The organism is Blastococcus sp. SYSU DS0533, assembly GCF_054050775.1.
On the sequence record NZ_JBJGZZ010000012.1, the window covers coordinates 55,986 to 80,817 of the forward strand.

The 24,832-nt window shown below is 75.2% G+C and carries 26 protein-coding genes; 9 read left to right on the forward strand and 17 right to left on the reverse strand.

Features of this window, described 5'->3' with window-relative positions; translation table 11 throughout:
• Window positions 1-16 precede the first annotated feature (16 nt).
• The 5 genes from ACI79W_RS14765 to ACI79W_RS14785 are packed head-to-tail and all read right to left on the reverse strand — an operon-like array spanning window position 17 to window position 4,952.
• Entirely contained in the window at window positions 17-1,093 is a 1,077-nt protein-coding gene (locus ACI79W_RS14765) for a hypothetical protein (protein WP_456562839.1), read from the reverse strand.
• Complete coding sequence (locus ACI79W_RS14770; RefSeq protein ID WP_456562840.1) at window positions 1,090-1,776, reverse strand: SCO family protein; 687 nt, start codon at window positions 1,774-1,776, stop codon at window positions 1,090-1,092. Before ACI79W_RS14770 ends, ACI79W_RS14765 begins: the two co-directional genes overlap by 4 nt.
• Entirely contained in the window at window positions 1,773-2,492 is a 720-nt protein-coding gene (locus ACI79W_RS14775) for a YcnI family protein (RefSeq protein ID WP_456562841.1), read from the reverse strand. The genes ACI79W_RS14770 and ACI79W_RS14775 overlap by 4 nt, the downstream gene beginning before the upstream one ends.
• Before the next feature lie 37 nt (window positions 2,493-2,529).
• Window positions 2,530-4,314 (reverse strand): copper resistance CopC/CopD family protein, encoded by a 1,785-nt coding sequence (locus ACI79W_RS14780; protein WP_456562842.1) that lies wholly within the window; start codon window positions 4,312-4,314, stop codon window positions 2,530-2,532.
• Complete coding sequence (locus tag ACI79W_RS14785) at window positions 4,311-4,952, reverse strand: zf-HC2 domain-containing protein (RefSeq protein ID WP_456562843.1); 642 nt, start codon at window positions 4,950-4,952, stop codon at window positions 4,311-4,313. Before ACI79W_RS14785 ends, ACI79W_RS14780 begins: the two co-directional genes overlap by 4 nt.
• Before the next feature lie 74 nt (window positions 4,953-5,026).
• On the opposite strand from ACI79W_RS14785, the gene ACI79W_RS14790 reads away from it, so the two are divergent.
• The 4 genes from ACI79W_RS14790 to ACI79W_RS14805 all read left to right on the forward strand — a co-directional run bounded on the left by ACI79W_RS14790 (window position 5,027) and on the right by ACI79W_RS14805 (window position 8,537).
• A complete protein-coding gene (locus ACI79W_RS14790; protein ID WP_456562844.1) occupies window positions 5,027-5,590 on the forward strand; it encodes a sigma-70 family RNA polymerase sigma factor in 564 nt (187 codons plus the stop codon).
• A gap of 106 nt (window positions 5,591-5,696) precedes the next feature.
• A complete protein-coding gene (locus ACI79W_RS14795; RefSeq protein WP_456562845.1) occupies window positions 5,697-6,314 on the forward strand; it encodes a DUF47 domain-containing protein in 618 nt (205 codons plus the stop codon).
• A 7-nt stretch (window positions 6,315-6,321) separates the two neighbouring features.
• Entirely contained in the window at window positions 6,322-7,323 is a 1,002-nt protein-coding gene (locus tag ACI79W_RS14800; protein ID WP_456562846.1) for an anion permease, read from the forward strand.
• Window positions 7,324-7,574: 251 nt separating this feature from the next.
• Window positions 7,575-8,537 carry a sulfite exporter TauE/SafE family protein gene (locus ACI79W_RS14805; RefSeq protein WP_456562847.1) on the forward strand — a complete coding sequence of 321 codons (963 nt, stop codon included), beginning with the start codon at window positions 7,575-7,577 and terminating at the stop codon, window positions 8,535-8,537.
• 168 nt (window positions 8,538-8,705) lie between these two features.
• Here the strand turns inward: ACI79W_RS14805 and ACI79W_RS14810 are convergent, their stop codons facing one another.
• The 4 genes from ACI79W_RS14810 to ACI79W_RS14825 all read right to left on the reverse strand — a co-directional run bounded on the left by ACI79W_RS14810 (window position 8,706) and on the right by ACI79W_RS14825 (window position 12,340).
• Complete coding sequence (locus tag ACI79W_RS14810; RefSeq protein WP_456562848.1) at window positions 8,706-9,146, reverse strand: hypothetical protein; 441 nt, start codon at window positions 9,144-9,146, stop codon at window positions 8,706-8,708.
• Between the two features lie 78 nt (window positions 9,147-9,224).
• Window positions 9,225-9,725: a DUF5994 family protein gene (locus ACI79W_RS14815; protein ID WP_456562849.1), complete on the reverse strand. Its 501-nt coding sequence runs from the start codon at window positions 9,723-9,725 to the stop codon at window positions 9,225-9,227.
• A 278-nt stretch (window positions 9,726-10,003) separates the two neighbouring features.
• The gene (gene typA, locus ACI79W_RS14820; RefSeq protein ID WP_456562850.1) at window positions 10,004-11,896 is read right to left on the reverse strand and encodes a translational GTPase TypA; all 1,893 of its coding nucleotides are present in this window, start codon (window positions 11,894-11,896) and stop codon (window positions 10,004-10,006) included.
• 102 nt (window positions 11,897-11,998) lie between these two features.
• Window positions 11,999-12,340, reverse strand: coding sequence for a hypothetical protein (locus tag ACI79W_RS14825; RefSeq protein ID WP_456562851.1), 342 nt, complete (start codon window positions 12,338-12,340; stop codon window positions 11,999-12,001).
• 56 nt (window positions 12,341-12,396) lie between these two features.
• Here ACI79W_RS14825 and ACI79W_RS14830 point away from each other — a divergent pair, with 56 nt between their 5' ends.
• Window positions 12,397-12,924 carry a GNAT family N-acetyltransferase gene (locus ACI79W_RS14830; RefSeq protein WP_456562852.1) on the forward strand — a complete coding sequence of 176 codons (528 nt, stop codon included), beginning with the start codon at window positions 12,397-12,399 and terminating at the stop codon, window positions 12,922-12,924.
• A 141-nt stretch (window positions 12,925-13,065) separates the two neighbouring features.
• On the opposite strand, the gene ACI79W_RS14835 is transcribed toward ACI79W_RS14830, so the two are convergent.
• A complete protein-coding gene (locus ACI79W_RS14835) occupies window positions 13,066-13,632 on the reverse strand; it encodes a YceI family protein (RefSeq protein WP_456562853.1) in 567 nt (188 codons plus the stop codon).
• An 86-nt stretch (window positions 13,633-13,718) separates the two neighbouring features.
• Here ACI79W_RS14835 and ACI79W_RS14840 point away from each other — a divergent pair, with 86 nt between their 5' ends.
• Entirely contained in the window at window positions 13,719-14,219 is a 501-nt protein-coding gene (locus ACI79W_RS14840) for a MarR family winged helix-turn-helix transcriptional regulator (protein WP_456562854.1), read from the forward strand.
• A 123-nt stretch (window positions 14,220-14,342) separates the two neighbouring features.
• Here the strand turns inward: ACI79W_RS14840 and ACI79W_RS14845 are convergent, their stop codons facing one another.
• From ACI79W_RS14845 to ACI79W_RS14855, 3 genes are read right to left on the reverse strand one after another with little or no spacing between them, the layout of a single operon-like run.
• Window positions 14,343-15,242: an enoyl-CoA hydratase-related protein gene (locus ACI79W_RS14845; RefSeq protein ID WP_456562855.1), complete on the reverse strand. Its 900-nt coding sequence runs from the start codon at window positions 15,240-15,242 to the stop codon at window positions 14,343-14,345.
• The gene (locus ACI79W_RS14850; protein ID WP_456562856.1) at window positions 15,239-16,237 is read right to left on the reverse strand and encodes an acyl-CoA dehydrogenase family protein; all 999 of its coding nucleotides are present in this window, start codon (window positions 16,235-16,237) and stop codon (window positions 15,239-15,241) included. Before ACI79W_RS14850 ends, ACI79W_RS14845 begins: the two co-directional genes overlap by 4 nt.
• Window positions 16,234-17,460 carry an acyl-CoA dehydrogenase family protein gene (locus ACI79W_RS14855; RefSeq protein ID WP_456562857.1) on the reverse strand — a complete coding sequence of 409 codons (1,227 nt, stop codon included), beginning with the start codon at window positions 17,458-17,460 and terminating at the stop codon, window positions 16,234-16,236. Before ACI79W_RS14855 ends, ACI79W_RS14850 begins: the two co-directional genes overlap by 4 nt.
• A 104-nt stretch (window positions 17,461-17,564) precedes the next feature.
• Between ACI79W_RS14855 and ACI79W_RS14860 the strand changes: the two genes are divergently transcribed.
• Both ACI79W_RS14860 and ACI79W_RS14865 read left to right on the forward strand, forming a co-directional pair.
• On the forward strand, window positions 17,565-18,218 hold the full coding sequence (locus ACI79W_RS14860) for a TetR/AcrR family transcriptional regulator (RefSeq protein ID WP_456562858.1): 654 nt from the start codon (window positions 17,565-17,567) through the stop codon (window positions 18,216-18,218).
• A gap of 64 nt (window positions 18,219-18,282) precedes the next feature.
• Window positions 18,283-19,857 (forward strand): long-chain-fatty-acid--CoA ligase, encoded by a 1,575-nt coding sequence (locus ACI79W_RS14865; RefSeq protein WP_456562859.1) that lies wholly within the window; start codon window positions 18,283-18,285, stop codon window positions 19,855-19,857.
• Here the strand turns inward: ACI79W_RS14865 and ACI79W_RS14870 are convergent, their stop codons facing one another.
• Entirely contained in the window at window positions 19,858-20,526 is a 669-nt protein-coding gene (locus ACI79W_RS14870) for a response regulator (protein WP_456562860.1), read from the reverse strand.
• Window positions 20,523-21,710 carry a sensor histidine kinase gene (locus ACI79W_RS14875; RefSeq protein WP_456562861.1) on the reverse strand — a complete coding sequence of 396 codons (1,188 nt, stop codon included), beginning with the start codon at window positions 21,708-21,710 and terminating at the stop codon, window positions 20,523-20,525. The genes ACI79W_RS14870 and ACI79W_RS14875 overlap by 4 nt, the downstream gene beginning before the upstream one ends.
• A gap of 191 nt (window positions 21,711-21,901) precedes the next feature.
• Here ACI79W_RS14875 and ACI79W_RS14880 point away from each other — a divergent pair, with 191 nt between their 5' ends.
• Window positions 21,902-22,552: a hypothetical protein gene (locus ACI79W_RS14880; protein WP_456562862.1), complete on the forward strand. Its 651-nt coding sequence runs from the start codon at window positions 21,902-21,904 to the stop codon at window positions 22,550-22,552.
• Window positions 22,553-22,623: 71 nt separating this feature from the next.
• On the opposite strand, the gene ACI79W_RS14885 is transcribed toward ACI79W_RS14880, so the two are convergent.
• Both ACI79W_RS14885 and ACI79W_RS14890 read right to left on the reverse strand, forming a co-directional pair.
• Window positions 22,624-23,772, reverse strand: a complete 1,149-nt coding sequence (locus ACI79W_RS14885) for a glycerophosphodiester phosphodiesterase (protein WP_456562863.1) — start codon at window positions 23,770-23,772, stop codon at window positions 22,624-22,626.
• Between the two features lie 133 nt (window positions 23,773-23,905).
• Window positions 23,906-24,757, reverse strand: coding sequence for a patatin-like phospholipase family protein (locus tag ACI79W_RS14890; protein ID WP_456562864.1), 852 nt, complete (start codon window positions 24,755-24,757; stop codon window positions 23,906-23,908).
• Window positions 24,758-24,832 lie beyond the last annotated feature (75 nt).

The window sequence follows — 24,832 nt, forward strand, 5'->3', positions numbered from 1 at the left end:
CCCGCGGGAACCGCCGTCAGGCCGCCGGCACCGGCCGCCCGGCGGCGGTTCCCCCGAGCGGCGCCTGGGTCTCCCGGAAGCGGCGTACCGCGCCGACCCCGCCGGCGAGCAGGCCCACGCCCAGGGACGCCAGCACGGTCACGGCCAGCCGCGCCAGTGGCTCCGGCCCGCCGGAGAGCACGTTCGCCGACCACAGCACGTCGACGTCGGGCAGGCCCTGTACCAGCAGCAGCCACCCGGTGACGACCGCCAGCAGCCCGGTCAGCGCGCCGCGGCCCCGCCAGGCGGCCCGGAGCCCCAGGACGGCGCACAGCAGCGTGGCTCCCGCCGGCAGGAGCGCCGAGACGACGGCGCCGACGTGGGACCCCACGGTCACCGCGGGCTCGGGCGTCGCCATCGCGTGCCAGAGCGCCGCGAGCGCGCCGACGCCGAGCAGCACCCCCAGCGGGAGCGGCGTGCGCACCAGCAGCCCCGCGGCCGCGGCGGCCAGCGCTAGCGCGGCCACGGGCAGCCACACCACCCACGGCGAGGGCGGCGGGCTCCACGTCAGCACCCCGGCCACCTGCACGTCGGTCTCCCCGTGCCGCAGCGGCACGACCCACTCCGAGACCACGTGCTCCCGGCCGGGGTCGGCGGCGACCCGCGGCGGGAGGACCCCCTCGCTCATCCAGTGGGTGCGGTGGTCGTGCCAGACGTAGGCGGGCCGGGTGGAGACCTGCTGCCAGTCGGGGGCGGCGTCCGCGTCGGCAGAGGGGGGCAGCGCCGTCCGCCCGTAGCGGTCCAGGTTGATCCAGGTCGCCGGGCTGTTCGCGTTCCGCCAGACCCCGTCGGGGCCGATCCGCAGGTAGGGCTCGCCGGAGTAGCCCGGCACGAGCACGTCGACGTCGGTGGTGTTCACCAGCTCCAGCTCGTCACCGAACTGCAGCGACCGCACGCCCACCCCCGGCGGCTGCGGGCGCACCTCGAGCACGCGGGCGTCGAAGTCGCTGCCGGCCGCCTCGCCACCGACGTGCGCCGACGCCGGCCCGGCGAGGGCCAGCAGCGCCACCACGGCGGCCAGGACCGCGAGCAGCCGGCCCAGGCCACGGCTCACGCGCCCGCCACCACCTGGAGGTCCTCGGCGATGTCCTGGTGGGTGTTCCCCGCGTCGAAGGCCACGTGCGCCTCGTCGTCGCCGCCGTACAGCAGCAGCAGCGTCGAGTGCAGCCGGCCCTCGTCCTCGGCCTGCGGCACGCCGGCGGCGAGCTGGGCCCGCTCGACCGCCGCCTGGTCACCGGTGAGGCCGATGAACGGGGTGGGCAGGTCGGCGTCGAACCGGTCGAGGTACTCCCCCAGCACCTGCGGGGTGTCGGTCGCCGGGTCGGTGGTCACGAAGACCACCTGCACCTGCTCGGCGAGCGCCGGGTCCAGCCCGCGCAGCGCCACCGCGACGTCGGCCATCGTGGTGGGGCAGACGTCGGGGCAGTTGGTGTAGCCGAAGAACAGCAACGTCGGGCGCCCGGCGGTGGCCGCCCGGAAGTCGTACTCGGCACCGGTGGTGTCGGTCAGCGTGAACGACGGCCGGCGGTAGGGCTCGGGCAGGTCGATCCCGGCGTAGCGGTCCTCGGGTCCCTCGACGGCCGCCGGTGCGCCCGCGGAGTGGTCGTGCTCCCCTGCGGCCGCCGCATCACCGGCGCCGTCGTCCGCCGAGCCCCCGCAGCCCGCGAGCAGCAGACCCGTGGTGAGCAGGAGCGCCGGCACGGCCCGGCGGGTGCGACGGCGGACGGCGGGAGTCACGTGGACACGGTACGTCGGGATGCCCGGACGCCGAGGACGACACCGGCGATCGCGGTCAGCAGCGCGAGGATCGAGAAGAACAGCGCGAGGGCGCCGGGATCGCTGGTGTGCGCATGCGCCTCGTCGGCCGTCGCGACGGCCCGCACCCCCTCCGCCGGGGCGTCGCCTGGGACCAGCGACAGCACCGGGGCGGGGCGCTCCGGCTCGCCCTGACCGGCCAGCGTGGGCTCGATCCAGGCCGCCTCGCTACCGTCGCTGTAGCTCTGCACCGCCGGGAAGCCGAGCTGCTCCGCCTCCGGGAACGGCCCCCCGGAGAGCGCGAACTCCTGGAACTGGCCGGGCGCGATGCCGGCGCCGTCGGCCGCGCGGAACTCCACCAGCGAGATGTAGGAGCTGATCTCCCGGCCGTGCACCTCGATCGGCTCGGCGAGCTCGGTGGTCTCCGTGCTGATCGTCCAGCCCGGCACCGGCTGCGCCCGCAGGGAGCCCATCGCCGCCTCCTCGGGGATCTGGATCCGCACGGCGACCGTGCTGGCGGTGTCGCTCTCGTTGGGCACCCGGAAGGTCAGCTTCCCGAAGCCGCCGGGGGCGGCGTCGGCGGAGGAGACGGTGACGTGCGCGGCTGCGCGGGGGGCCAGGCCCCCCGCGGCTCCCAGGGCGGTGAGGGCGGCCAGCAGCAGGACGGCGAGCCGGGCGAGCGGGCGGGGCAGGGACACGGGACTCCTCGTGGAGGGGGTGGCGCGGGAAGGACGGTCAGCGCACCGGGAAGTCGGTCGCCGCCGAGAGGGCGGTGAACTCGTCCAGCCGGACGGTGGCGGTGAGCGTCCAGGTGCCGGCGCCGGGGATCGACATGCCGTCCGCGACGTAGTGGCCGGGCCCTGCGGGCTCCAGGGCGACGTCCAGCGGGCCGATCTGCTGGCTGCGCTCGGTGAGCGTCACCCGGATCTCGCCCGGCTGGGTGAGCCGCCCGGCGTCGTCGAAGAGGTAGACGTGCAGAGAGTTCGGTCCGGGCCGCGCCGGCTCCACGGTCAGCTGGACGCTGCCGCTGGTGGCGCCGGACCCGCCCTGCAGCGGCAGCACGACCTCCACCGGCTGGGCCAGCGCGGTGCGGGCCGGCGGCGTGGCGACCAGCACCGCCGACAGCGCGAGGACGACGGCCGCCAGCACCGCCTCCACGAGCAGGGACCGGCGCAGCGCGGGCAGGTGCTCGACCGCGCCCTCGGCCTGGGCGCGGTCGCGCTCGGCGGCGGCCGCGACCTCCTCCGGGGCGGGCTCGGCCCGCTGGGGGGCCACGCCGGCCGCGAAGGCGTGCACGGTCGTCGTCCGGCGGCTGCGGGGACGGCGGACGCCCAGCCGCTGCTGCACCCAGACCCGGGAGATCCCGGCCGCGGCCAGGACGACCACCACGAGCACCAGCTTGACGGCGAGCAGCCGGCCGTACGTCGTCTCGACCAGCGCCGTCGGGGACGCGACCTCGCGCACCGACTGCACGACGCCCGAGACCACGAGGGCGACGACGGCACCGAAGGCCAGCCGCGAGAACGCCGGGAGGGCGGTGGCCACCACTCCGGGCTCGGCGTCCGGCCGCACCGTGGCCGCGAGCAGGCCGGCGAGGCCGCCCAGCCAGACCGCCATCGCGCCCGCGTGCACCGCGGCGACGAGCACGGCCAGGACCGGCCACGGTCCGGCCACCGGGTGGCCGACCGCCGCGGTGGCCAGCACCAGCCCGACCCCGAGCGCCGCCACGAGGGCCGTCGCCCCGCGCCCGGGCGCGGTCGGGGCCTGCCACGCCCGGCGCAGCACGAGGAGGAGGGCGACCGCGAGGACGACGCGCGCGAGCGCGCCCCAGCCCACCCCGGTGCGCGCCGTCGCGCCGAGCAGCGCCGGGTCGGCGACCGCCGCGAGTCCGGTGCCGGCGGCGTAGGGGCCCTGCAGGAGGAAGCCGGCGACGGCGGAGAGGGCGACGGCGGCCGCGCCACCGAGCGCCATGCCGCGCAGCCGCGCGGACGCCCGCCCCGCGGGCCAGCAGACCGCGACCAGCACCGGCACGCCGAGGGCCAGGGCCAGCCCGGCGTACCCGACCCAGCGGGTGACGGGCAGCAGCGTCCCGACGACCGGGTCGGTGGCGGTCCCCGAGTCCGCGGTGCCGGCGGCCAGGAGCTCACCGTCGCCGACGGCGAAGGAGAAGGCACCCGAGACCGGGTGCGAGTCGGCGGAGATGACGCGGTAGGTGACGAGGTAGCCCCCGTCGGGCAGGTCGCCGCGCAGCGGGACGGTGACGACGTCGCCGTCCACGGTGGCGTTGCCGGCGTCCACCCGCTGCTGGTCGGCGCCCAGCACGCGGGCGTACCCGGCGCCCAGCGACACGCCCTCGGTGAACTGCAGCGTCACCGCGTCGGGGGCGGTGTCGACGCGTGCGCCCTCCCCCGGCGTCGTGGCGACCAGCGTGGCGTGCGCGGCCGCCGGGACGGCGGTGCCGACGCCCGCCCCGAACCAGCCGGCGACCAGCAGGAGGAACAGGAGCGCGGTGCGCCTCACGCGGTCACCGGCCGGCCGGCGACCGCGGGGACGGCGCGACGACGGCCCCGCCACGCGACGGCGGCGACCAGGACGGTGCCGGCCAGGAGCAGCAGGTGGCTCAGCGCCCGGTCGGCGTGCACGTGCCCTGCCTGCAGGTCGGCGACGGTCACCGGGAGGAGGAAGGCGACGAAGGACCCCAGGAAGGGCAGCGCGCCGGCAGACAGCCGCGGACCGGCGGCGACGGCGAGGAACGCCGCGGCCAGCGCGAGGTTCCAGGCGCCGCTCTCCCGCGCCATGTGCACCGGCGCGCTCATCCCCCCGGCGCCCGAGACGAGCAGGGGCCAGGCGAGCGTCGCCTGGGCCGCGCCCACGACGAGCAGCGCCACCCGGAGGGCGGAGGCCACCAGCCGGGCGCGCGCGGTCGCGCGGGCCCCGGGCAGCTCGCGGGGCAGGGCGCCGAGGACGGTCGCCGTGAGGTCGGGCACGGCCGGCGCCGGCGAGAGCCGCGCCCGGCGGGTCACCCGCTCCGCCGCGGCGGCCCAGGCGGCGCAGCCGGCGCACGTGGCGAGGTGGGCGTCCAGTTCCGCGGCGGGCATCCCGAGCGGCTCGCCGTCGAGACGCGAGGAGACGGCCTCTCGGCTCAGGTCGCACGACATGGTTCATTAGTCTCCGCCGGGCCCCGTCCGGTTCCCACCACCCCCGGACTTTCCCGTGACACCCTGACGAGGACATGGACGACCTGGCACGCGTGGCCGCGGACGCCGCCGACGGCGATCCGCTGGCTGCGGCGACCCTCGTCCGGCAGACGCAGACCGACGTGTGGCGGCTGTGCGCGGCGCTCGGCGATCCCGGCTCGGCCGACGACCTGACCCAGGAGACCTTCCTGCGGGCGTTCGGGTCCCTGCACCGGTTCGAGGGCCGTTCCTCGGTGCGCACCTGGCTGCTCTCCATCGCCCGCCGGGTCTGCGCGGACGCCGTGCGCTCACGTCGCCGGCGGCGGCTGACGCTGGTCCGGGAGCCCGCCGACCTGGAGGCGCTGGCCCCCCAGGGCGCCGGGGACGCCGTCGGCGAGAGCGCGGCGGTGGCCGACCTGCTGGCCCGGCTGGACCCCGACCGGCGCGAGGCGTTCGTGCTCACGCAGCTGTTGGGGCTGCCGTACGCCGAGGCCGCGGAGGTCGCCGGGTGCCCGGTCGGCACCATCCGGTCGCGCGTGGCCCGGGCGCGCGCCGACCTGGTCGACTCCCTCGCCCGGGTGAGCGAGGACGCCGGCCGGAGCGAGACCGCTCACAGTTGACCGGCGGACACGCACCGTCCACCTGGCGGACACCTATGCTCCCCGACGGCCGTGCGCCAGCCGGGTCCCGGCGGCCGTGGTCCCCAGCCGAGACGGAGCTTCCCGCGTGCCCTTCAGCCTGACCCCCAAGGACTCCAGCTTCTACCCGCTGTTCACCGCCTCCGCGGAGAACCTGGTGACGGCGACGGAGGTGCTCGGCGAGTTCGTCCACGACCACGCCCGCCGGGCGGAGCTGGCCGTGCGGCTGCGCGACCTGGAGCACACCGGGGACCGGTCGACGCACGCCATCTTCCGGGCGCTCAACACCAGCTTCGTGACGCCGTTCGACCGCGAGGACATCTACGCCCTGGCCAGCGACCTCGACGACGTCATGGACCACGTCGAGGCCGCCGCCGACTTCGTCGTCCTCACCGGCCTGGGAACGCTGCCGGCGGAGATGGGGCAGCAGGTGTCGCTGCTGCAGCGCTGCGCGGTGACCACCGCCGAGGCGATGCCCGGGCTGCGGACGATGAAGGACCTCTCCGACTACTGGATCGAGGTCAACCGGCTGGAGAACGAGGCGGACAAGCTCTACCGGCGGCTGCTCTCCCGGCTCTACAGCGGCGAGTTCGACGCGCTGGAGATCCTCAAGCTCAAGGAGGTCGCCGACCAGTTGGAGGAGGCAGCCGACGCGTTCGAGCACGTGGCCAACGTGGTCGAGACGATCGCCGTCAAGGAGTCCTGAGCCCGCGATGGACGCGGCCTTCCTGGCCCTGATCACCATCGTGGTGGTGGCCCTGGCGTTCGACTACACCAACGGCTTCCACGACGCGGCGAACGCGATCGCCCTGGCGGTGTCGACCAAGGCGATGACCCCGCGGGCGGCGCTCGCCCTCGCCGCGGTGATGAACCTGGTGGGGGCTCTCCTCTCCACGGAGATCGCCAAGACCGTCGGCGCCGGCATCATCGAGCCCCCGGAGGGCGGCGAGGGGCTGGAGATCGTCTTCGCGGCGCTGGTCGGCGCGATCACCTGGAACCTCGTCACCTGGTGGCTGGGGCTGCCGACCTCCTCCTCCCACGCCCTGATCGGGGGCCTCGTGGGCGCGGCGCTCGCCGCCGCCCACTCGGTGCAGTGGACCGGCGTCCTCGAGGACGTCCTCGTGCCGATGATCGTCTCGCCGCTGCTCGGCTTCGGGCTGGGCTACCTGTTCATGCTCTCGCTGCTGTGGACGTTCCGGCGGGCGAACGTGACCCGCGCCCACCGCGGCTTCAAGCACGCGCAGGTGCTGAGCTCGGCGACGATGGCGCTCGGTCACGGCATGCAGGACGCCCAGAAGACGATGGGGATCATCACCCTCGCCCTCTACACCGCCGGGGAGATCGACACCTTCGAGGTGCCGGCCTGGGTGGTGGTGGCCGCCGCAGCCGCCATCGCCGCCGGCACGTACGCCGGTGGCCTCCGGATCGTGCGGACGATGGGCCGGCGGATCATCCAGCTGACGCCGGCCGGCGGGTTCGCCGCGCAGACGGTGGCCTCCAGCCTGATGGTCACCACCGCCACCGTCTTCGCCGTCCCCGTGTCGACGACGCACATCACGGCGACGTCGATCATGGGCGTCGGCTCCACCCGCCGGCTCTCGGCCGTCCGGTGGGGTGTCGCGGGCGACATCGTGACCGCCTGGGTGGTCACCCTGCCCGCGGCCGCCGCGGTCGCCGCGGTCGCCTACGTGCTCACCGACCTGGTCGTCGGCTGATCGGGGCGACCCATCCCACGAGGTGAGCTGCATTGACGCATAAGTGCATCGATCTGGTAGACATATCGCCGTGACACGGACGACGGCGCTCCTCCTCGTGAGCCGGCGACACGTCGACCTGCTGCGCGTCTGCACTGCTGCCTGTCCGGGCTGCTGATCCGCTCCCGCCGTAGCGGCGGAATCCGTATCGTCCCCCTCCACGCGGTCGCCCCTGCGCGCCCGCGCCCGTGAGACCCCGGAGTCAGCGCCCCGTGAAGACCCTGATCCTCCTCGCCCTCGCCGGCTTCGGCGCCCAGCTCGTCGACGGCAGCCTGGGCATGGCCTACGGCGTCACCTCCACGACGCTGCTGCTGGCCATCGGCACCAACCCCGCGGCGGCGTCGGCGACCATCCACCTCGCCGAGATCGGCACCACGCTCGCCTCCGGGCTCTCGCACTGGAAGTTCGGCAACGTCGACTGGAAGGTCGTCGCGCGGGTCGGCGTGCCCGGCGCGGTCGGCGCGTTCGCCGGCGCCCACTTCCTGGCCGGCCTCTCGACCGAGGTCGCCGCCCCGGTGATGTCCCTGATCCTGGTCTCGCTGGGCGCCTACATCCTGGTGCGCTTCACGCTGCGCGGCATCGACCGGCGGAACGTGGGCAAGCCGATCCGCAAGCGCTTCCTGGGCCCGCTCGGCCTGGTGGCCGGGTTCGTCGACGCCACCGGTGGCGGCGGCTGGGGCCCGGTGGGCACCCCCGCGCTGCTGGCCAGCGGCCGGATGGAGCCGCGCAAGGTCATCGGCTCGATCGACACCTCCGAGTTCCTCGTCGCCCTGGCGGCCAGCGCCGGCTTCCTGCTGGCCCTGGGCTCCCAGGGCATCGACCCGATGTGGGTCGCGGGCCTGCTCGCGGGCGGCCTGGTGGCCGCACCGATCGCCGCGTGGCTGGTCCGGCACCTCCCGCCGCGGCTGCTGGGCTCCCTGGTCGGCGGCATGATCGTGCTCACCAACGCCCGCACGCTGCTGCGCAGCGAGTGGGTGGACGCCGGCGACACCGCCAGCGCGGTGGCCTACGCCGTCCTCGGGAGCGTCTGGGTGCTGGCCGTCGTCCACTCCTACCGCCGGTACCGGCAGGAGGCCGCGCTCGAGTCGGCCGACGCCATCGCGGAGCTCGCCGAGCACGACGTCGTCGCGGACGAGCGAGTGGGCGCCGGCCGGCCCAGCGCCCCGCGCGACTGACCCCCGCACGACTGCGCCGCCGCGCGGGGACCAGGGCGGTCTCGAGCTCCGCGGGACGCCCGGCCGCGCCAGACCGTGGGGCGAGTGCTCCGGCTGGCGGTCTGCCTGCTGCCAGGCCCAGGTGCCACCGACCGTCTCGGCCAGCGGACGGCTGGGCAGCCCGCCAGGTCACGCGCATCCACCAGAGCACGGCCCGGCTGCAGGGGCCCGCGCCGAGCCTGCGAGGCGTGGGGGGCAGCCGGGTCCTCCTACGGCCCAGCCGGTGCACGTAGTCGTACGGGCCGACGACCAGCCCGGCCCGTGCGGTGGACAGCCCGGGCCGGTGCTCGCGCCGATCGCCCGCTCGGCGTACGCCTTGCTCGGCCCGTAGCCGTCGTCCTCGGTGTCCCAGGCCGGTTCCCCGTCCTCGCGCCCCACCGGGCCGGGTGGCCAGCTCCGGTAGGCGTTGAGGCTGCTGGCGTAGGCGTACCCGTGCACCCCGCCCAGGGCGGCGGCGGCGGGCCCGGACACCCCGCGGGTGGAGGTGGCGACGTCGTGGCCGCGCGCGAGGGCCGCGGAGACGACGTGCCGGCCGAGGAACTGGGCGCCGCCGAGCACCAGGAGTCTCATGCGGGCCGCTCCAGCCCGGTCGCTCCCCCGCCGTCCAGCGACTCCGCCCACGGGGGACCCGCCCTCGGCTGGACCTCGCTAGACCGCGCGGGACGCCGGGAAGGTCGGCACCTGCGGGAGCGGCGTCGAGCGGGCCGCGGCAAGCACCATCTGCGGCGAGGACGGGAGGCCCCGGCGGGTGCACAGCCGCAGCGCCCGGGCGCCGGTGAGCACGTCGGTCTCGGGTGGGACGACGAGCAGGTCGGCGCGGCGGTTGCCGCCGTCCCAGGTGAGGCAGACGACCTGCGGGTCCATGCTCCGGAAGCCACCGGCCCGCACCGTCCGGCCGAGCACCTCGAGCTTCCGGGGAGCGGGCTGCCACGCCTCCAGGGCATAGGTGAAGCGCTCCACGCGCACTCCGTGCCGCTCCAGGGCCGCCACGAGCTCCGGCAGCTCGACGGCGAGGTCGCGGCTGCGCGGGAACCACGCGCCGTCGAAGGCCGACCCGCCCGACCCCGCATCGGCGCGCAGGCTCACCCGGACGTCGATCCCACCCCGGAACCCCTCGGTCGCCGGCACCGTACGGGTGATCGTCGCCATGAGCGTCGGCCGCCTCTCGTCCACTCGTCCCCGGGCCACGGCACATGACCCCGAGGAGAACGTAGGCGCGCCGACACACGCCTCCTGGGGTGCGTGGGCCGGGCGTGCCGCGCTCCTCCGGCCGGTCATCACGATTCGTGACCTGGCGACCACGACGCTGCGACCTCACCGGGCGGCGCAGCGTGCAGGAGACGCCCGGGGACGGCGACGGGCGCCGCCCCGTGGGGACGGCGCCCGTGGCGACGTGCTGGACGGTCCCGCCGCAGGGGCGGGGGCGATCAGCTGGGCTTGGGCTTCTTGTTCTTGGCCTTGCCGCGCTCGCTCTGGTCGAGGATCACCTTGCGCACGCGGACGGCGGCCGGGGTGACCTCGACGCACTCGTCCTCGGCGCAGAACTCCAGCGCCTGCTCCAGGTTCAGGATGCGCGGGGGGATCAGCCGCTCGAGCTCCTCAGCGGTCGAGGACCGCATGTTGGTGAGCTTCTTCTCCTTGGTGATGTTGACGTCCATGTCGTCGGGGCGGGAGTTCTCGCCGACGATCATGCCCTCGTAGACCTCGGTGCCGGGGGCGACCATCATCGAGCCGCGCTCCTGCAGCGAGAACATCGCGTAGGAGGTGGCCACACCCTGCCGGTCGGCCACGAGCGAGCCGGTCGGGCGGGCCCGCATGTCGCCCATCCACGGCTCGTAGCCCTCGAGGTTGTGGTTGAGGACGCCCGTGCCGCGGGTCTCGGTGAGGAACTCGGTGCGGAACCCGATCAGGCCGCGCGAGGGCACGATGTACTCCATCCGCGCCCAGCCGGTGTCGTGGTGGACCAGGTTCTCCATGCGGCCGCGGCGGGTGGCCAGCGCCTGGGTCAGCGTGCCCACGTACTCGCCGGGGGTGTCGATGGTGACCCGCTCCACCGGCTCGTGGAGCTTGCCGTCGATCTCCTTGGTGACGACGGTCGGCCGGCCGACGGTCAGCTCGAACTCCTCGCGCCGCAGCTGCTCGACGAGGATGGCCAGCGCCAGCTCGCCGCGGCCCTGCATCTCCCAGGTGTCGGGGCGCTCGGTGGGCAGCATGCGCACCGAGACGTTGCCGACCAGCTCCTGGTCGAGCCGGTTCTTGATCAGCCGGGCGGTGAGCTTCTTGCCCGACTTGCCGGAGATCGGCGAGGTGTTGATGCCGATGGTGATCGAGATGGAGGGCTCGTCCACCGTCAGCGGCGGGAGCGGCCGCGGGTCGGCCGGGTCCGCGAGGGTGTCGCCGATCATGATGTCCTCGATGCCGGCGATGGCGACCAGGTCGCCGGGGCCGGCGCTGTCGGCCGGGGTGCGAGTGAGCCCCTCGGTCATCAGCAGCTCGGTGATCTTGACGTTCTTGATGGTGCCGTCGACCTTGCACCAGGCCACCTGCTGGCCGCGCTTCATCTCACCGGAGTGGATGCGCAGCAGCGCCAGGCGACCCAGGAACGGGGAGGCGTCGAGGTTGGTGACCTGCGCGCGCAGCGGCTCCTCGGCGTCGTAGCTCGGCGCCGGGATGGTCTCCAGCAGCGTCTTCACCAGCGGGGCGAGGTCCGGGCTGTCCGGAACGGTGCCGTTCTCCGGCCGGTTCAGCGAGGCCTGCCCGGTGCGCCCGTTGCAGTAGACGATCGGGAACTCCAGGGCGTCGGCGTCCAGGCCGGCGTCCTCCATGAGCTCCATGAACAGCTCGTAGCACTCGTCGACGACCTCGGCGATGCGCGCGTCACCGCGGTCGGTCTTGTTGACGGCGAGGATGACCGGCATCCCCTTGCCCAGCGCCTTGCGCAGGACGAAGCGGGTCTGCGGCAGCGGCCCCTCGGAGGCGTCCACGAGCAGGACGACGCCGTCGACCATCGACAGGCCGCGCTCCACCTCGCCGCCGAAGTCGGCGTGGCCGGGGGTGTCGACGATGTTGACGACGACGGGGTTGCCGTCCTCGTCCGCCAGGCGGATCGCGGTGTTCTTGGCGAGGATGGTGATGCCGCGCTCACGCTCGAGGTCCATCGAGTCCATGACGCGGTCCTGCGTGGTGTCGGCCTCGGTACCCTCGCCCTTGGCGCGGCCGAGCGCGCCGGCCTGGCGGAGGAGGGCGTCGACCAGGGTCGTCTTGCCGTGGTCGACGTGGGCGATGATCGCCACGTTGCGCAGGTCGTTGCGGGTGGGCATGCGGAAGGGCACCTCGGGCAGCTCGGGGGCGCGCCGCGCGGACGCGCGCGGGCATCAGGTCAACAGCGACCGGAGCCGCGACCTTCCCTCCACTCTAGGTGCTCAGCGGGTGGGGACGGCCTCCCGCGACCTGTCGACCACCCCGAAGGTGACCCCTGCGGCGGCGACAGTGACCAGACTCACGGCGAACCAGGCCGGGAAGCCGGCGCCCAGGGCCAGCACGTGCGCCAGCACGAAGGCCCCCACGTAGAGGGCGGCCAGGCCCGCGGTGACGGCGGGACCGCGGCGACGGGCGGCGATCCAGGCGGCCCCGACGCCGCAGACGGCGAAGACCGCCCCGCCGAGCGCCCGGATGCCGGTCCCCTGCGCGATCCCGAAACCGGCGGCGAGCCCGACGGCGACCAGGAGGGAGGCGGGGACGCGGGCGAGAGCGGAGGTCGACATGTCCACCAGTGTCCCTGCCGAGGGGTCGACCGCGGCGCCTGGCAGGGTCGCTGCTCGTGCACGCACGGACCCGCCTCCTGGCGCTCGACGACGCCCCCGCCCTGGCCCACCTCGTCCGCGCGGACCGGGAGTTCCAGGCGCCCTGGGAACCGGCCCGCGACGAGCGGTGGTACACCGAAGCGGGTCAGCGGGCCGACGTCCGGGTGGCCCTCGACCGGTACGAGGCCGGGCTGGCCCTCCCGTGCGTCGTCCTGGACGAGGCGGGTGCGGTGGCCGGCCGGGTGACGCTGAACAACGTCGTCCGCGGCGCCTTCCAGTCGGGCAGCCTCGGCTACTGGGTCGCCTCGGCGAACAACGGCCGGGGGCTGGCCACCCGCGCCGTCGCCGAGATGCTGCGGCGGGCCTTCACCGACCTCGGGCTGCACCGGGTGGAGGCGGGCACGCTGCTGCACAACGCGGCGTCGCAGAAGGTCCTCGCGCGCAACGGCTTCACCCGCTACGGGCTGGCGCCGAGGTACCTGCGCATCGCCGGCCGGTGGCAGGACCACGTCCTCTTCCAGGTGCTGGCCCCCGAGGAGGCCTGAGGCCCCGGGCGGCGAACCGCCCGGGGCCCCGGTGACGTGCTGGTGATCAGGTGGCCTGATCACAGGGGGTCCTGGCTCACGACCGGTACCGAGCCGGGACCCAGGACGACCAGGTCACCTGATCGCCCCGGGCGGCAGCGATCAGGCGGTGCGGAGCACGGCCTCGATCTCGAGCTCGACGTTGATCTTGTCGCCGACGACGACGCCGCCGCCGTCCATCGGCATGTCGATGTCGACGCCGAACTCCTTGCGGGAGATCTCGGTCTTGGCGCTGAAGCCGGCGCGGGTGCCGCCGTAGGCGTCCGGGCCGAAGCCGTTGAGCTCCAGTTCCAGGACGACGGGCTTGGTGATGCCCTTGATGGTGAGGTCGCCCTCGACGGTCCAGTCGGCGCCGTCGGTCTTCACCGCGGTGGAGCGGAAAGTCATCTCGGTGTGGTTGCCGACGTCGAAGAAGTCCGCCGAGCGGATGTGCGCGTCGCGCTGTTCCTGGCGGGTGTCGATCGAGTCCATGTTCACCTGCGCGGTGACGCGGGACTGCGCCGGGTCCTCCGCGGTGACGATCTCACCGGAGAACTCGCGGAAGTAGCCCCGGACCTTGCTCACCATCATGTGGCGGACGGAGAAGCCGACGGTGGAGTGGCTGGCGTCGATGTCCCAGGTCCCGGCGATGTAGCCGGGGATCTGGACGGTGGTGCTGCTGCTGGTCATGGTGTCTCCCAGGTGGTTGAGCGTTGGACCTTCGCTGTCCGGAAGCGTAGTTGAGCGCTTGACTATTCCGCCAGTACTCTGAGGGCATGACCACGTCGGTGTCGCAGGAGTCCCTCCCCACGGGTGAGCCGCGCTGGCTCGACCCGGAGGAGCAGCAGGCCTGGCGGGCCTGGCTCTACAGCGCCCAGCTGCTGCTCGACCGGCTCGACCGCGAGCTCAGCCACCGCACCGGCATCTCGCACGCCTACTACGAGATCCTCGTCGCGCTCTCCGAGACGCCCGAGCGGATGATGCGCATGAGCGAGCTCGCCGACCGGTGCCTCTCCTCCCGCAGCCGGCTCTCGCACGCGGTCTCCCGGCTGGAGGAGCGCGGCTGGGTGCGCCGCCAGGTGTGCGCCGAGGACGGCCGCGGGCAGCTCGCCGTCCTGACCGACGAGGGCTTCGCGGCGCTGGAGGGCGCGGCACCCGTGCACGTCGAGGGCGTGCGCCGGGAGCTCTTCGACCAGCTCTCCCCCGCGCAGGTGGCCGCCATGCGCGACCTCGGCGAGACGCTGCTGCGCCACCTGGACCCGGCCCGCATCCCCTGACCCGGCGCTCCCGCTCGAACGCCCGTCGCCGGGCCCGGGCGCCGAGATCCGGGAAGTCGGGGGCCGGAGGGTGCCCGGTGGCCCCGACATCGCGGAAGTCGCGGCCGGGTGCACCGGGCGGGGTCAGCTCGGGCGCACGTCGTCCGGGGGCAGGGGCCAGCGCGGGACGCCGGCGACCTCCCCCTCCGGCAGGCGCGCCGGGAACCGCGGCGGCCGCTTCTCCAGGAAGGCGGCCACCCCCTCGGCCGGGTCCGGGCCGTCCCCGAGCTCGACCAGCGCCCGGGACTCCGCGCGGTGCGCGTCCCACGGCGAAGGGGCGCCGAGCATCGACCACAGCAGCTGCCGGGCGGCGGCGACGGCGACGGCGCTGGTGTTGTCGGCGATCTCCCGGGCCAGCGCGTAGGCCGTCGGCAGCAGCTCGTCGTCGGGCACGACGCGGGACACCAGCCGGCCGCGCAGCGCCTCGGCGGCGTCGAACACCCGGCCGGTGGCCACCCACTCCATGGCCTGGCTGATGCCGACCACCCGGGGCAGGAACCACGAGGACGCCGCCTCCGGCACGATCCCGACCCGGCCGAAGACGTACCCGAACCGGGCCGACTCCGCGGCGATCCGGACGTCCATCGGCAGGATCATCGTCGCGCCGATGCCCACGGCCGGGCCGTTGACGGCGGCGATCACGGGCTTGCGCAGCGCCGCGAAGGGCAGCGAGGCGACTCCCCCGGCGTCCCGCGGGTAGCCGCCGATCTCCTCGCTCAGCGGGCCGGGCGGGCGCACGCGGGTGCGCCGGTCGCCGAAGGTGTCGGGCCCGCCGGCGAGGTCGGCGCCGGCGCAGAACGCCCGGCCGGCGCCGGTCACGACGACCACCCGGACGTCGTCGTCGGCGTCGGCGGACGCCGCGACCCGGGTGAGCTCGTCGGCCATCGTGAGGGTGAACGCGTTGAGCCGGTCCGGGCGGTGCAACGTGACGGTCGCGACGCCGTCGGCCACCTCGTACCGCAGCTCGGTCAGTTCGCCGGTCACCGCCCGCCGCCCAGGGCCCCGGTGACGGCCAGCCGCGCGACGGCGTCGAGGTGCTCGGCCTCGTCCCCGAGCAGCAGCCGGTCGACCTTGGCCCGCCGCCAGTACAGGTGGGCGTCGTGCTCCCAGGTGAAGCCGATGCCGCCGTGCACCTGGATGAGCGTGCTCGCCGCGCGCTCGAAGGTCGCCGCCGCGCAGGCCTTGGCCGCCGCCGCCGCCAGCGGTAGCTCGGCCGGGTTGCTGCCGGCCGCCCACGCCGCCCACCACACCAGCGAGCGCAGCTGCTCGACCCCGACCCAGGCGTCGACCAGCATGTGCTTGATCGCCTGGTAGGAGCCGATGCGGCGGCCGAACGCCTCTCGCTCCTGCGCGTAGGCCACCCCCAGCTGCACGCACCGGTCGGCGCCACCCAGGTCCTCCGCGGCCATGACGACCGCGCCCACCTGGCGGGCCCGGGCCCACAGCTCCCCGGCGTCGGGGGTCAGCACCCGGCGGGAGGTCAGCCGGACCGAGGCCAGCCCGCGGGTGGCGTCCAGCGGCCGGCCGGGGACGACCTCGCCCTCGCCGACCACCAGGTCGCCGCCGTCGAGACCCAGGAAGAGCGTCGCGTCGGCGGCGTCCACCGAGGGGGCGGAGCCGTCGACGGCACCGTCGAGCACGGCGAACGCCGTCGACCCGTCGGCCAGCTGAGCGGCCAGGTCGGGGGCGTCGGCGAGCAGGACGGCCGCCCGCGCGGCCGTCACCAGCGACGGCGCCGCGAGCACCGCGCCGCCCTGCTCGGCGACGACGGCGAGGTCCAGGAGCGGGCGCCCCGAGCCACCGGCGGACTCGGGGACGGTGATGCCCAGGAAGCCGATGTCGGCCAGCGCCTTGCGGCCGGGCTCGAGCCGCCCGCCCTCCAGCCCCGCGCGCGCGGCGGCCGGCGAGGCGTTGCCGCGGTAGAAGTCGCGGGCGCCGTCGGCGATGTCGCGCTGGTCGGTGTCGAGGTCGAAGTTCATCGCGTCCCTCCCGAGAAAGGAGCGGTCTTGTCGCTGCGGGGCTCGGGCGGCAGGCCCAGCACCCGCTCGCCCAGGATGTTGCGGAGCACCTGGTCGGTGCCGCCGGCGATGCTGATGCCCGGCAGCCACGACTGGGTGCGCTGCCAGCGGTCGTCGCCGTCGGCCGTGGCGGCGTAGACGGCGTCGTCGCCGAGCAGGCGCACCCCGGCGTCCGCCATGAGCAGGCCCGCCTCGGTGCCGGCGAGCTTGCCCGCGCTGGCCTCGGGCCCGGGGATGGCGCCCTGGCTGAGCACGGTGAGCCGGCGGTAGCCGGTGTAGCGGGCGGCGAGCGCGGCGACCACCGCCCGGCCGACCGCCTGGCGGGCCAGCACCTGGCGCTCGGGGTCCAGCCGCGGCAGCCGCTCGCGCGCGTGCTCGGCGAACTCCTCCACCGGGGCTCCGATGGCGCCGCCGGCCCCGCCGATGGCCACCCGCTCGTTCATCAGCGTGGTCAGCGCGACCCGCCAGCCCTCGCCGGGTTCGCCCAGCCGCTCCTCGTCGGGGATGCGCACCTCGTCGAAGAAGACCTCATTGAAGTCGGCCTGCCCGCCCATCTGGCGCAGCGGCCGCACGGTCACGCCCGGGGCGTGCATGTCGACGACGAACATGGTGAGGCCGGCGTGCTTGGGCTTTTCCGGGTCGGTGCGGGTGAGCAGGATGCCGTAGTCGGCGACGTGCGCGAGCGTCGTCCACACCTTCTGCCCGTTGACCACCCAGTCGTCGCCGTCGCGCACGGCGGTGGTGCGCAGAGCAGCGAGGTCCGAGCCGGAGGCCGGCTCGCTGAACAGCTGGCACCAGACGTCGTCGGCACGCAGCAGCCGGGCGAGGTAGCGGTCCCGCTGGGCCTGGCTGCCGTGGGTGATGACGGTCGGCCCGCACATGCCGATCCCGATGTGGTTGATCAGGGCGGGCACCCGGGCGCGGGCGAGCTCCTGCCCGACGATCGCCTGCTGGACCAGCGTGCCACCCTGCCCGCCGTACTCGCGCGGCCAGGTCACGCCGACCAGCCCCGCCTCGGCGAGCACCCGCTGGGTGCGGCGCATCTCCGCCTCGTGCGTGCGGGCGTCGATGCCCTCCTGGCCCGGCGCGAGGTGCAGCAGCTCGCCGGCGTGCTCCTCCAGCAGGGTGCGCACCCGCGCCCGGTACTCGGCCTCGTCGGGGCTGTCGTCGAAGTCCACGGGCACGCCTCTCGTCGGTGAGCGGGGAGTCGGCCGCAGCGTGACAGGCGTCACCCGGAACGGTCAACGGTGACTGTTCCGGGCCGCCGGCACGGCCTACTGTTCCGCGGATGAGCGCCGAGCCCGTCGCCGCCGGCGCCGCTCCCGGGCCCCGGTCGCGCTCGGAGCGGACCGCCGACAGCCGCCTGCTGATCCTCGACGCGGCGGTCACCTGCCTGGTCGAGGACGGGTTCGCCGGCGCCTCGACGTTGGCCGTGCAGGCCCGGGCCGGGGTCTCCCGGGGCCGGCTGCTGCACCACTTCCCGTCCCGGGCCGAGCTGCTGGTCGCCGCCGCCGAGCACCTGTCCACGACCCAGCTCGACGAGGTGCGCCGCCGGGCCGCGGCGCTGATGCGGGACGAGCCGACCGGCCGCGAGCGGGTGGACCGGGCGATCGACCTGATGTGGGCGACGTTCCAGGAGCCCCCGTTCTGGGCGGCGATGGAGCTCTGGACGGCGGCCCGGACCGATCCGGAACTGCGGGCGGCGCTGCGCGGCGAGGAGCACCGGCTGCGGGCCTCGATCACCGCCGTGGCCGACGGCATCTGGGGCCCGGAGATCGCGGGCGCCCCCGCCTACGCCGACGTGTGCGAGCTGCTGTTCACGAGCATGCGCGGCGTCGCGCTGGTCTACGCGTTCGAGGACCGGCCGGCCGCCACCGACCCGCACCTCGCGCTCTGGAAGCGGGTCGCCACCCGCATGCTCGCCCTCGACGGACACGGTTGACCGATCCTCCCCGCGCCGCCAGCATGACGCGGGTCACAGCCGCGCCGGCGCCGAGGAGATCCCTGTGGACGTCCCGATCCCCCACCTCCTGGGCCGCGGCATGACGATGAGCGACCAGCTCGCCCGGCACGCGCGCACCGGCCCGGACGTGCCCGCGCTCCGGTTCGACGGCGCGGGCCGCAGCTACCGCGAGCTGGACGAGCGGGTCACCCGCCTGGCCCGGGCCCTGCGGCAGCGCGGTGTCGGACCGGGCGACCGGATCGCCGTGCTCGCCCTGAACGGCATGGAGACGTGGGAGGCCTACCTCGCCGGGATCCGGCTCGGCGCGATCGTCGTCCCGGTGAACTTCCGGCTGGTGGCCGACGAGGTCGCCTACGTGCTCACCGACTCCGGTGCGGTGGCGCTCGTGGTCGACGCGGCCCTGGCCGGGCTCGGCGCCGAGGCCCGGGAGCAGGCGCCGTCGGTGCGGACGACGCTGGTGATCGGCGAGGAGTACGAGGAGGCCCTGGCGGCGGCGGGGGACGAGCCGCTCGACGTCGCCGTGGACGAGGGCGACCCCGCGTTCATCATGTACACGTCCGGGACCACCGGGCGGCCCAAGGGCGCGGTGCTGACCCACCGGAACCTGCTCATGCACGTCTTCAGCCAGCTGGTGACGCTCGGCGCCGACCTGACGGCGGAACGGGTCACCGCGCCCGGGGCCCCCATGTTCCACATCGCCGGCCTCGCCGGCGGGCTGCCGCCGCTGCTGGTCGGTGGCACCAACGTGATCACGCGCTCCGGCGGGTTCGACCCGGTGGCCATGCTGGACCTGGTGGAGCGCGAGCGGATCAACAGCCTCTTCCTCGTCCCGGCGATGTGGGCGGCGGTGGTGGCCGTGCCCGGCATCGCCTCCCGCGACCTCTCCTGCCTGACCCGCATCTCGTGGGGCGCGGCTCCGGCGTCGACGACCCTGCTCCGCACGCTCATCGACACGTTCCCGCAGGCGGAGGTCATGACGGCGTTCGGCCAGACCGAGTGCAGCCCGGTGACGTGCCTGCTGCGCGGCGAGGACTCGGTCCGCAAGATCGGCTCTGTCGGCACCCCGATGCTCAACGTGGAGGTGCGCGTAGTCGACGACGCGATGGAGGACGTGCCGCGCGGAGTGGTCGGCGAGATCGTCTACCGCAGCCCCATGGTGATGAAGGAGTACTGGGGCAAGCCGGAGGCGACGGCGGAGGCGTTCGCCGGCGGCTGGTTCCACTCCGGCGACCTGGTGCGCCAGGACGAGGACGGCTACTTCTACGTCGTCGACCGCAAGAAGGACATGATCATCTCCGGCGGGGAGAACATCTACTGCGCCGAGGTGGAGAACGTTCTGGCCGCCCACCCGAAGGTGGCCGAGGTGGCGCTCATCGGCGTGCCCGACACCCGCTACGGCGAGGCGCCGCTGGCCGTCGTCGCCCCGCGGGACGCCGCCGACCCGCCGACGGCTGAGGAGCTGGCCGCGTTCTGCCGGGAGCGGCTGGCCCGCTACAAGAACCCGCGGGAGTACTCGGTGGTCGGCGCGCTCCCCCGCAACCCCAGCGGCAAGGTGCTCAAGACCGCGCTGCGGCAGGAGCACTCGGCGGGTTCCCTGGTCGCCGAGCCGGTGGTCTAGTCAGTCCGCCTGTCCGGGCCGCACCAGCCCGGACTCGTAGGCGACCACCACCGCCTGCACCCGGTCGCGCACGCCCAGCTTGGCGAGCACCCGGGCCACGTGGGTCTTCACCGTGCCCTCACCCAGCACGAGGCGGTCGGCGATCTCGGCGTTCGACAGACCGCGGGCGACCAGCCGCAGGACCTCCTCCTCCCGCGCGGTCAACCGGTCCAGGCCGGGTGCCCGCGCCAGGGTCGGGCCGACCCGCCGCACGTGGTCGTCGAGCAGGCGCCGGAGCAGGCTGGGGGCCAGCAGCACGTCCCCGGTGCCGGCCGAGCGGACGGCGGCGACCAGCTGCTCCCGCGGCATCGACTTGAGCAGGAACCCGGCCGCCCCGGCGCGCAGGGCCTCCACCAGGTGCTCGTCGGCGTCGAAGGTCGTCAGCATGACCACCGCCGTCGCCGCCGCGGGGTCGGCGCAGATGCGGCGGGCGGCCTGGATCCCGTCCAGGCGGGGCATCCGCACGTCGACGAGCGCGACGTCGGGGCGCAACCGCCGGCACAGGCCGACGGCATCCACCCCGTCGCCGGCCTCCCCGACGACCTCCAGCCCGGGCTCGGCCTCCAGGATCATGCGGAGCCCGGCCCGCACGAGGGCCTCGTCGTCGGCCAGCAGCACGCGGACGCTCATACCGCCGCGTGCTCCGGCACCGGTACCGGCAGCACCGCTCGGGTGGTCCAGCCCGTGCCGTCGGCCCGCGGCCCGGCGGTCAGGCAACCGTCGAAGAGCGCCACGCGCTCCCGGAGGCCCAGGAGGCCGTGCCCCGGCCGCCCGGGATCGCCGTATCCCGAGCCGTCGTCGGACACCTCGACGGTCAGCGCCTCGTCGGCGAAGTCCAGCACCACGCGGATCGGCGCACCGGGGGCGTGGCGGAGCGCGTTGGTCAGCGACTCCTGCACGATACGGAAGGCGGTCGCCTCCACGGCGGCCGGCAGCGGGCGGACGCGGCCGGCTGTCGTCACAGCGACGTCCCGGCCGGCTGTCCGCGCCGCCCCGACGAGCTCGTCGACAGCGGCGATCGAGCCGGGCGACGGGTCCGCGGGCTCGTCCTCCGCGTGCTCCCGGAGGACGCGGAGCAACCGGTGCAGGTCGTCGAGGGCCGCGCGGCCGGACGCGAGCACGACGTCCAGCGCCCGGGCCGCGGCCGGCTCGCGGGTACCCAGGCTGGCCTGGGCGGCGTCGGCGTGCAGGAGCATCAGCGTGACCCCGTGCCCGACGACGTCGTGCATCTCACGGGCGATCCGGCGGCGTTCCGCGGCCAGCGCGCCGGCCCGCTGGGCCTCCTGCGCGCGCTCCCGTTCCTGCGCCGCGATGGCCTCGCGCTCGGCCGCGACCGCCCGGTCCAGCCGTTCGCGGGCCAACCGGGCGAAGACCCAGACGACGACCGGGATCGCCATGTTCGCCACCTCGTCCGCGGCGCTCACCGGCCGGTCCGCCACGAAGGGGTAGACCTGCACGGCGGCCAGAACCGCGAGCAGCCCCACGGCGGCGTCCCGGCGGTGGTCGGCGTACTGGGCCACCGAGTAGGTGAGGACGAGGACGGCCGCGAAGCCGGCGACGGCGGGCGCCTCCCCCAGGACGGTCTGGAAGGCCAGCCCCGCGGCGCCTGCGACGGCGGCGCCCACCGGCCTGACGCGCCGGGCCACCAGGCTCGCCGTCATGACGGCGAAGGCGACGTGCTGCAGGCCGCGCGGACCGCTGAGCTCCTCGGCCGCCAGCAGCTCCAGCTGGCCGGCGACCGTGAGCGCGACGGCGAGCACACCGTCGCGCACCGGCACCGGGAGGGCCCGCCACCTGCTCAGCACGCCTCGCATGGCGGGCAGCGTAGGACGGCCCCTGGCCCAGCGGGTCCCCCGGACGGTCGATGCGGGATCTGCCTCGCGGGGGACGGACCGGCGGCACGCCGGCCCCGGGATCGGTCCCGAGGGTGACGGCAGGTCCGCCCGGGAGCGCCAGCGTGGACCCGACGGCGCGAACCGCGCGCCCGCCACCGAGGAGAACGCCCGTGACCACCTCCACCTCGACCTCCACCACCACCGCCACCGCCGACGTGGACGCGGCGCAGCACGGCTCACCCCTGCCGGCGGCCGCCGGCATCGGCGCGCTGGGTGCCTTCGCCGCGGCCGCCGTCGTCCTGGGCGACCCCCTGGCGGGAGCCGCGAACGCCCAGGAGGCCGCCGCGGCGCTCAGCGACGCCCCGGTCACGCTCGCCGCGACCCTGCTCGGTGGTTACGCGCTCCTCGCCACCGCGGTGGCCGGTGCGCTCGCCCGGCGGCTGGGGCGCTCCGGTGAGACCGCGGCGGTGCGCCTGCTGCCGGTGCTCGGTGCCGGCCACGTGCTGCTGCTGGCCGCGACGTTCACCGCGCTGGCGGCGGCGGCGGTCGTGGGCACCCAGGTGCTCGGCGGAGGGGTGAGCCCGACGGGTGCGGAGACCGGGCTGATCGTGATGAACGTCGTCCACCCGATGGCTGCCTGGGTGGGAGCGGGGTTCCTCATCGCCGTGGCGGTGGCCGCCCGGAGCACCTCCCGCGCGCTGACGATCGTCAGCGCCGTCTTCGCCGCAGGTCTCCTGCTCCCCCCGGTGGGCTGGGCGGTCACCTACCTGATGGCCTTCTGGTTCGCGGGCGTCGGCGTGTGGCTCTGGCGCCGGAGCTGAGGCGGGCCCGCGGCATCTCCGCCCCGTCGTGCCGGCGTCGGCCCCGCGGCCGGCGCCGGCACGACCCGGGGTCAGGGCGCGGCGTCGAACAGGTCGCGCGAGACGACGCCGGTGTCGGGGTTGTCGGTGAACATGCCGTCGATGCCGGCCTCCCAGAAGGCGAGGTGCTCCTCCAGCGCCCGGCCGTAGTCGTCGGCCTCGGCGCCGTCCCGCAGCGCCGGGGGCAGGAACACGTTCTCGTTGCGGAACGTGTACGGGTGCACGAGCAGGCCGGCGCGGTGGGCGTCGTCGACGAGCGCGGTCGGGGTGCCCAGCGCGCCGTCGGCGTCGCGCGGGATGACCTGGTTCTTCTCCGGCCCCACACCCTCGGCGTACTCGGCGATCTCCTGCAGACCCTCGGCGGTGGTGAGGTCGGCGTAGGTGCGCGGGTCACCGGCGGCGGTGAAGTCGTACGGCTGCCCGGAGCCCGAGAGCAGCTGCACCAGCGGCACGCGCACCCCCTTCTCCTCCAGCTCCCGCAGGTTCGCCGTCTCGAAGGACTGGATGAACACCGGCGAGGTGTGCTTGTGCACCCGCGCCTCCTGCAGGTCCGCCATCAGCGGCTCCTCCATGGAGAGGCCGATGGAGTCGAAGTAGGTGGGGTGCTTGGTCTCGACGTAGACGCCGATCTCGCGGCGGAGCTCCTTGGTGAGCCGGGCCCGCAGCTCGAGCACCTCGTCCAGGGTCGGCACCTGGTAGAGGCCGTCGTAGAGGGTGTTCTCCTCGCGGACCTCGGGCAGCCGCTCGACGGCCCGGAGGGTGCGCAGCTCGGCGAGCGTGAAGTCCTCGGTGAACCAGCCGGTGAACGGCGTGCCGTCGATGACCTTGGTGGTGCGGCGGTCGGCGAACTCCGGCCGGCTCGCGACGTCCGTCGTCCCGGAGATCTCGTTCTCGTGCCGGGCGACGAGCACGCCGTCCTTGGTGCTCACGACGTCGGGCTCGATGTAGTCGGCCCCCATCCGGGCGGCGAGCTCGTAGGCGGCGAGGGTGTGCTCCGGACGGTAGCCGGAGGCGCCCCGGTGGCCCACGACGAGCAGGTCGTCGGCGAGCGCCGTGCCGGGCTCGGGCGCCGGCGGCCGCGGGGCGGCAGCGGCCGGGAGGGCCGCCGGGACGGCGAGGGACAGGGGGACGGCGACCGCGACGGCGGCGACCGTGGCACGCAGGCGGCGTGCTCGGGACATCGGGACTCCCGCGGGCTCGGACGGCGACCCTCGCCGGCGGCTCCGCGAGCTGATCCCAACCAGGAGAGGTGCCCGGGCCGCGTCGCCCGCCACAACTCCCGGTGACGAACTGGTGGCGCGCCCGTGCCCCGGTTCAGCCGGCCCAGACCTCGCCGACGCGTGCGACCACCGAGGCCGCCTGGGCCCGGCCGGCCCGGGCCGCGGGCTCCCGGGCGGCGGGGTCGAGGACGTTGCGGCCGATGGCCGCGCGGGCGGCCTCGTCGGGGGCCACGACGGCGACCCGCGACACCATGCCGGTGACCTGGGCGTCGACGCTGGCCATCGGCCCGACCCCGCGCGGGATGGGCGCCAGGACGACCAGCCGGTCGTACCCCTGGGCGAGGTCGGCGTTGGCCGCGGAGCGCATGCCGCCGTCGATGTAGCGGCGGCCGTCGATGGTGACCGGCGGGTAGACGCCGGGTACCGCGCAGCTGGCCGCGACGGCCTGCACGAGCGGGACGCCCGAGTCCCGGCCGAAGGTGCGGAACTCGCCCGTGGCGGCGTCCACGGCGGTGACGAGGAGCTCCCGCTCCGGCCACTCGCGGGACACCAGCCGCGAGCCGATCACGTCGAGCCGCTCCTGCTCGGTCGGTGTGGCGCCGGCCTTCTCGGCCGCCAGCGCCAGCGACCCCACGCGCCGCCGGAACTCGACGTCGCGGCCGCGGCTGACCAGCATCGCCCAGGCGTAGCGCGCGAGGTTGCTGCGCGTCATCCGGGCCACCCTCTCCTGCGACGGGGGCTCCAGCTGGCGGGCGTACATCTCCTCGAGCGGGGCGCCGCTGGTGAGCTGCGCGCCGACGACCGAGCCGGCCGAGGTGCCGACGACGAGACCCGCCCCGGTGAGGTCCACCCCGGCCTCGGCCAGGCCGGCGAGCACGCCGATCTCCCAGGCGATACCGGTGATGCCCCCGCCGCCGAGCACGAGGGCGGTCCGCTGGTCGCTCATGCGGCACATCCTCACAGACCCCTCGACAGGGGCTGTGAGCTGGGCCACCCTGTGGCTCAGCTCACCCGACGAGAG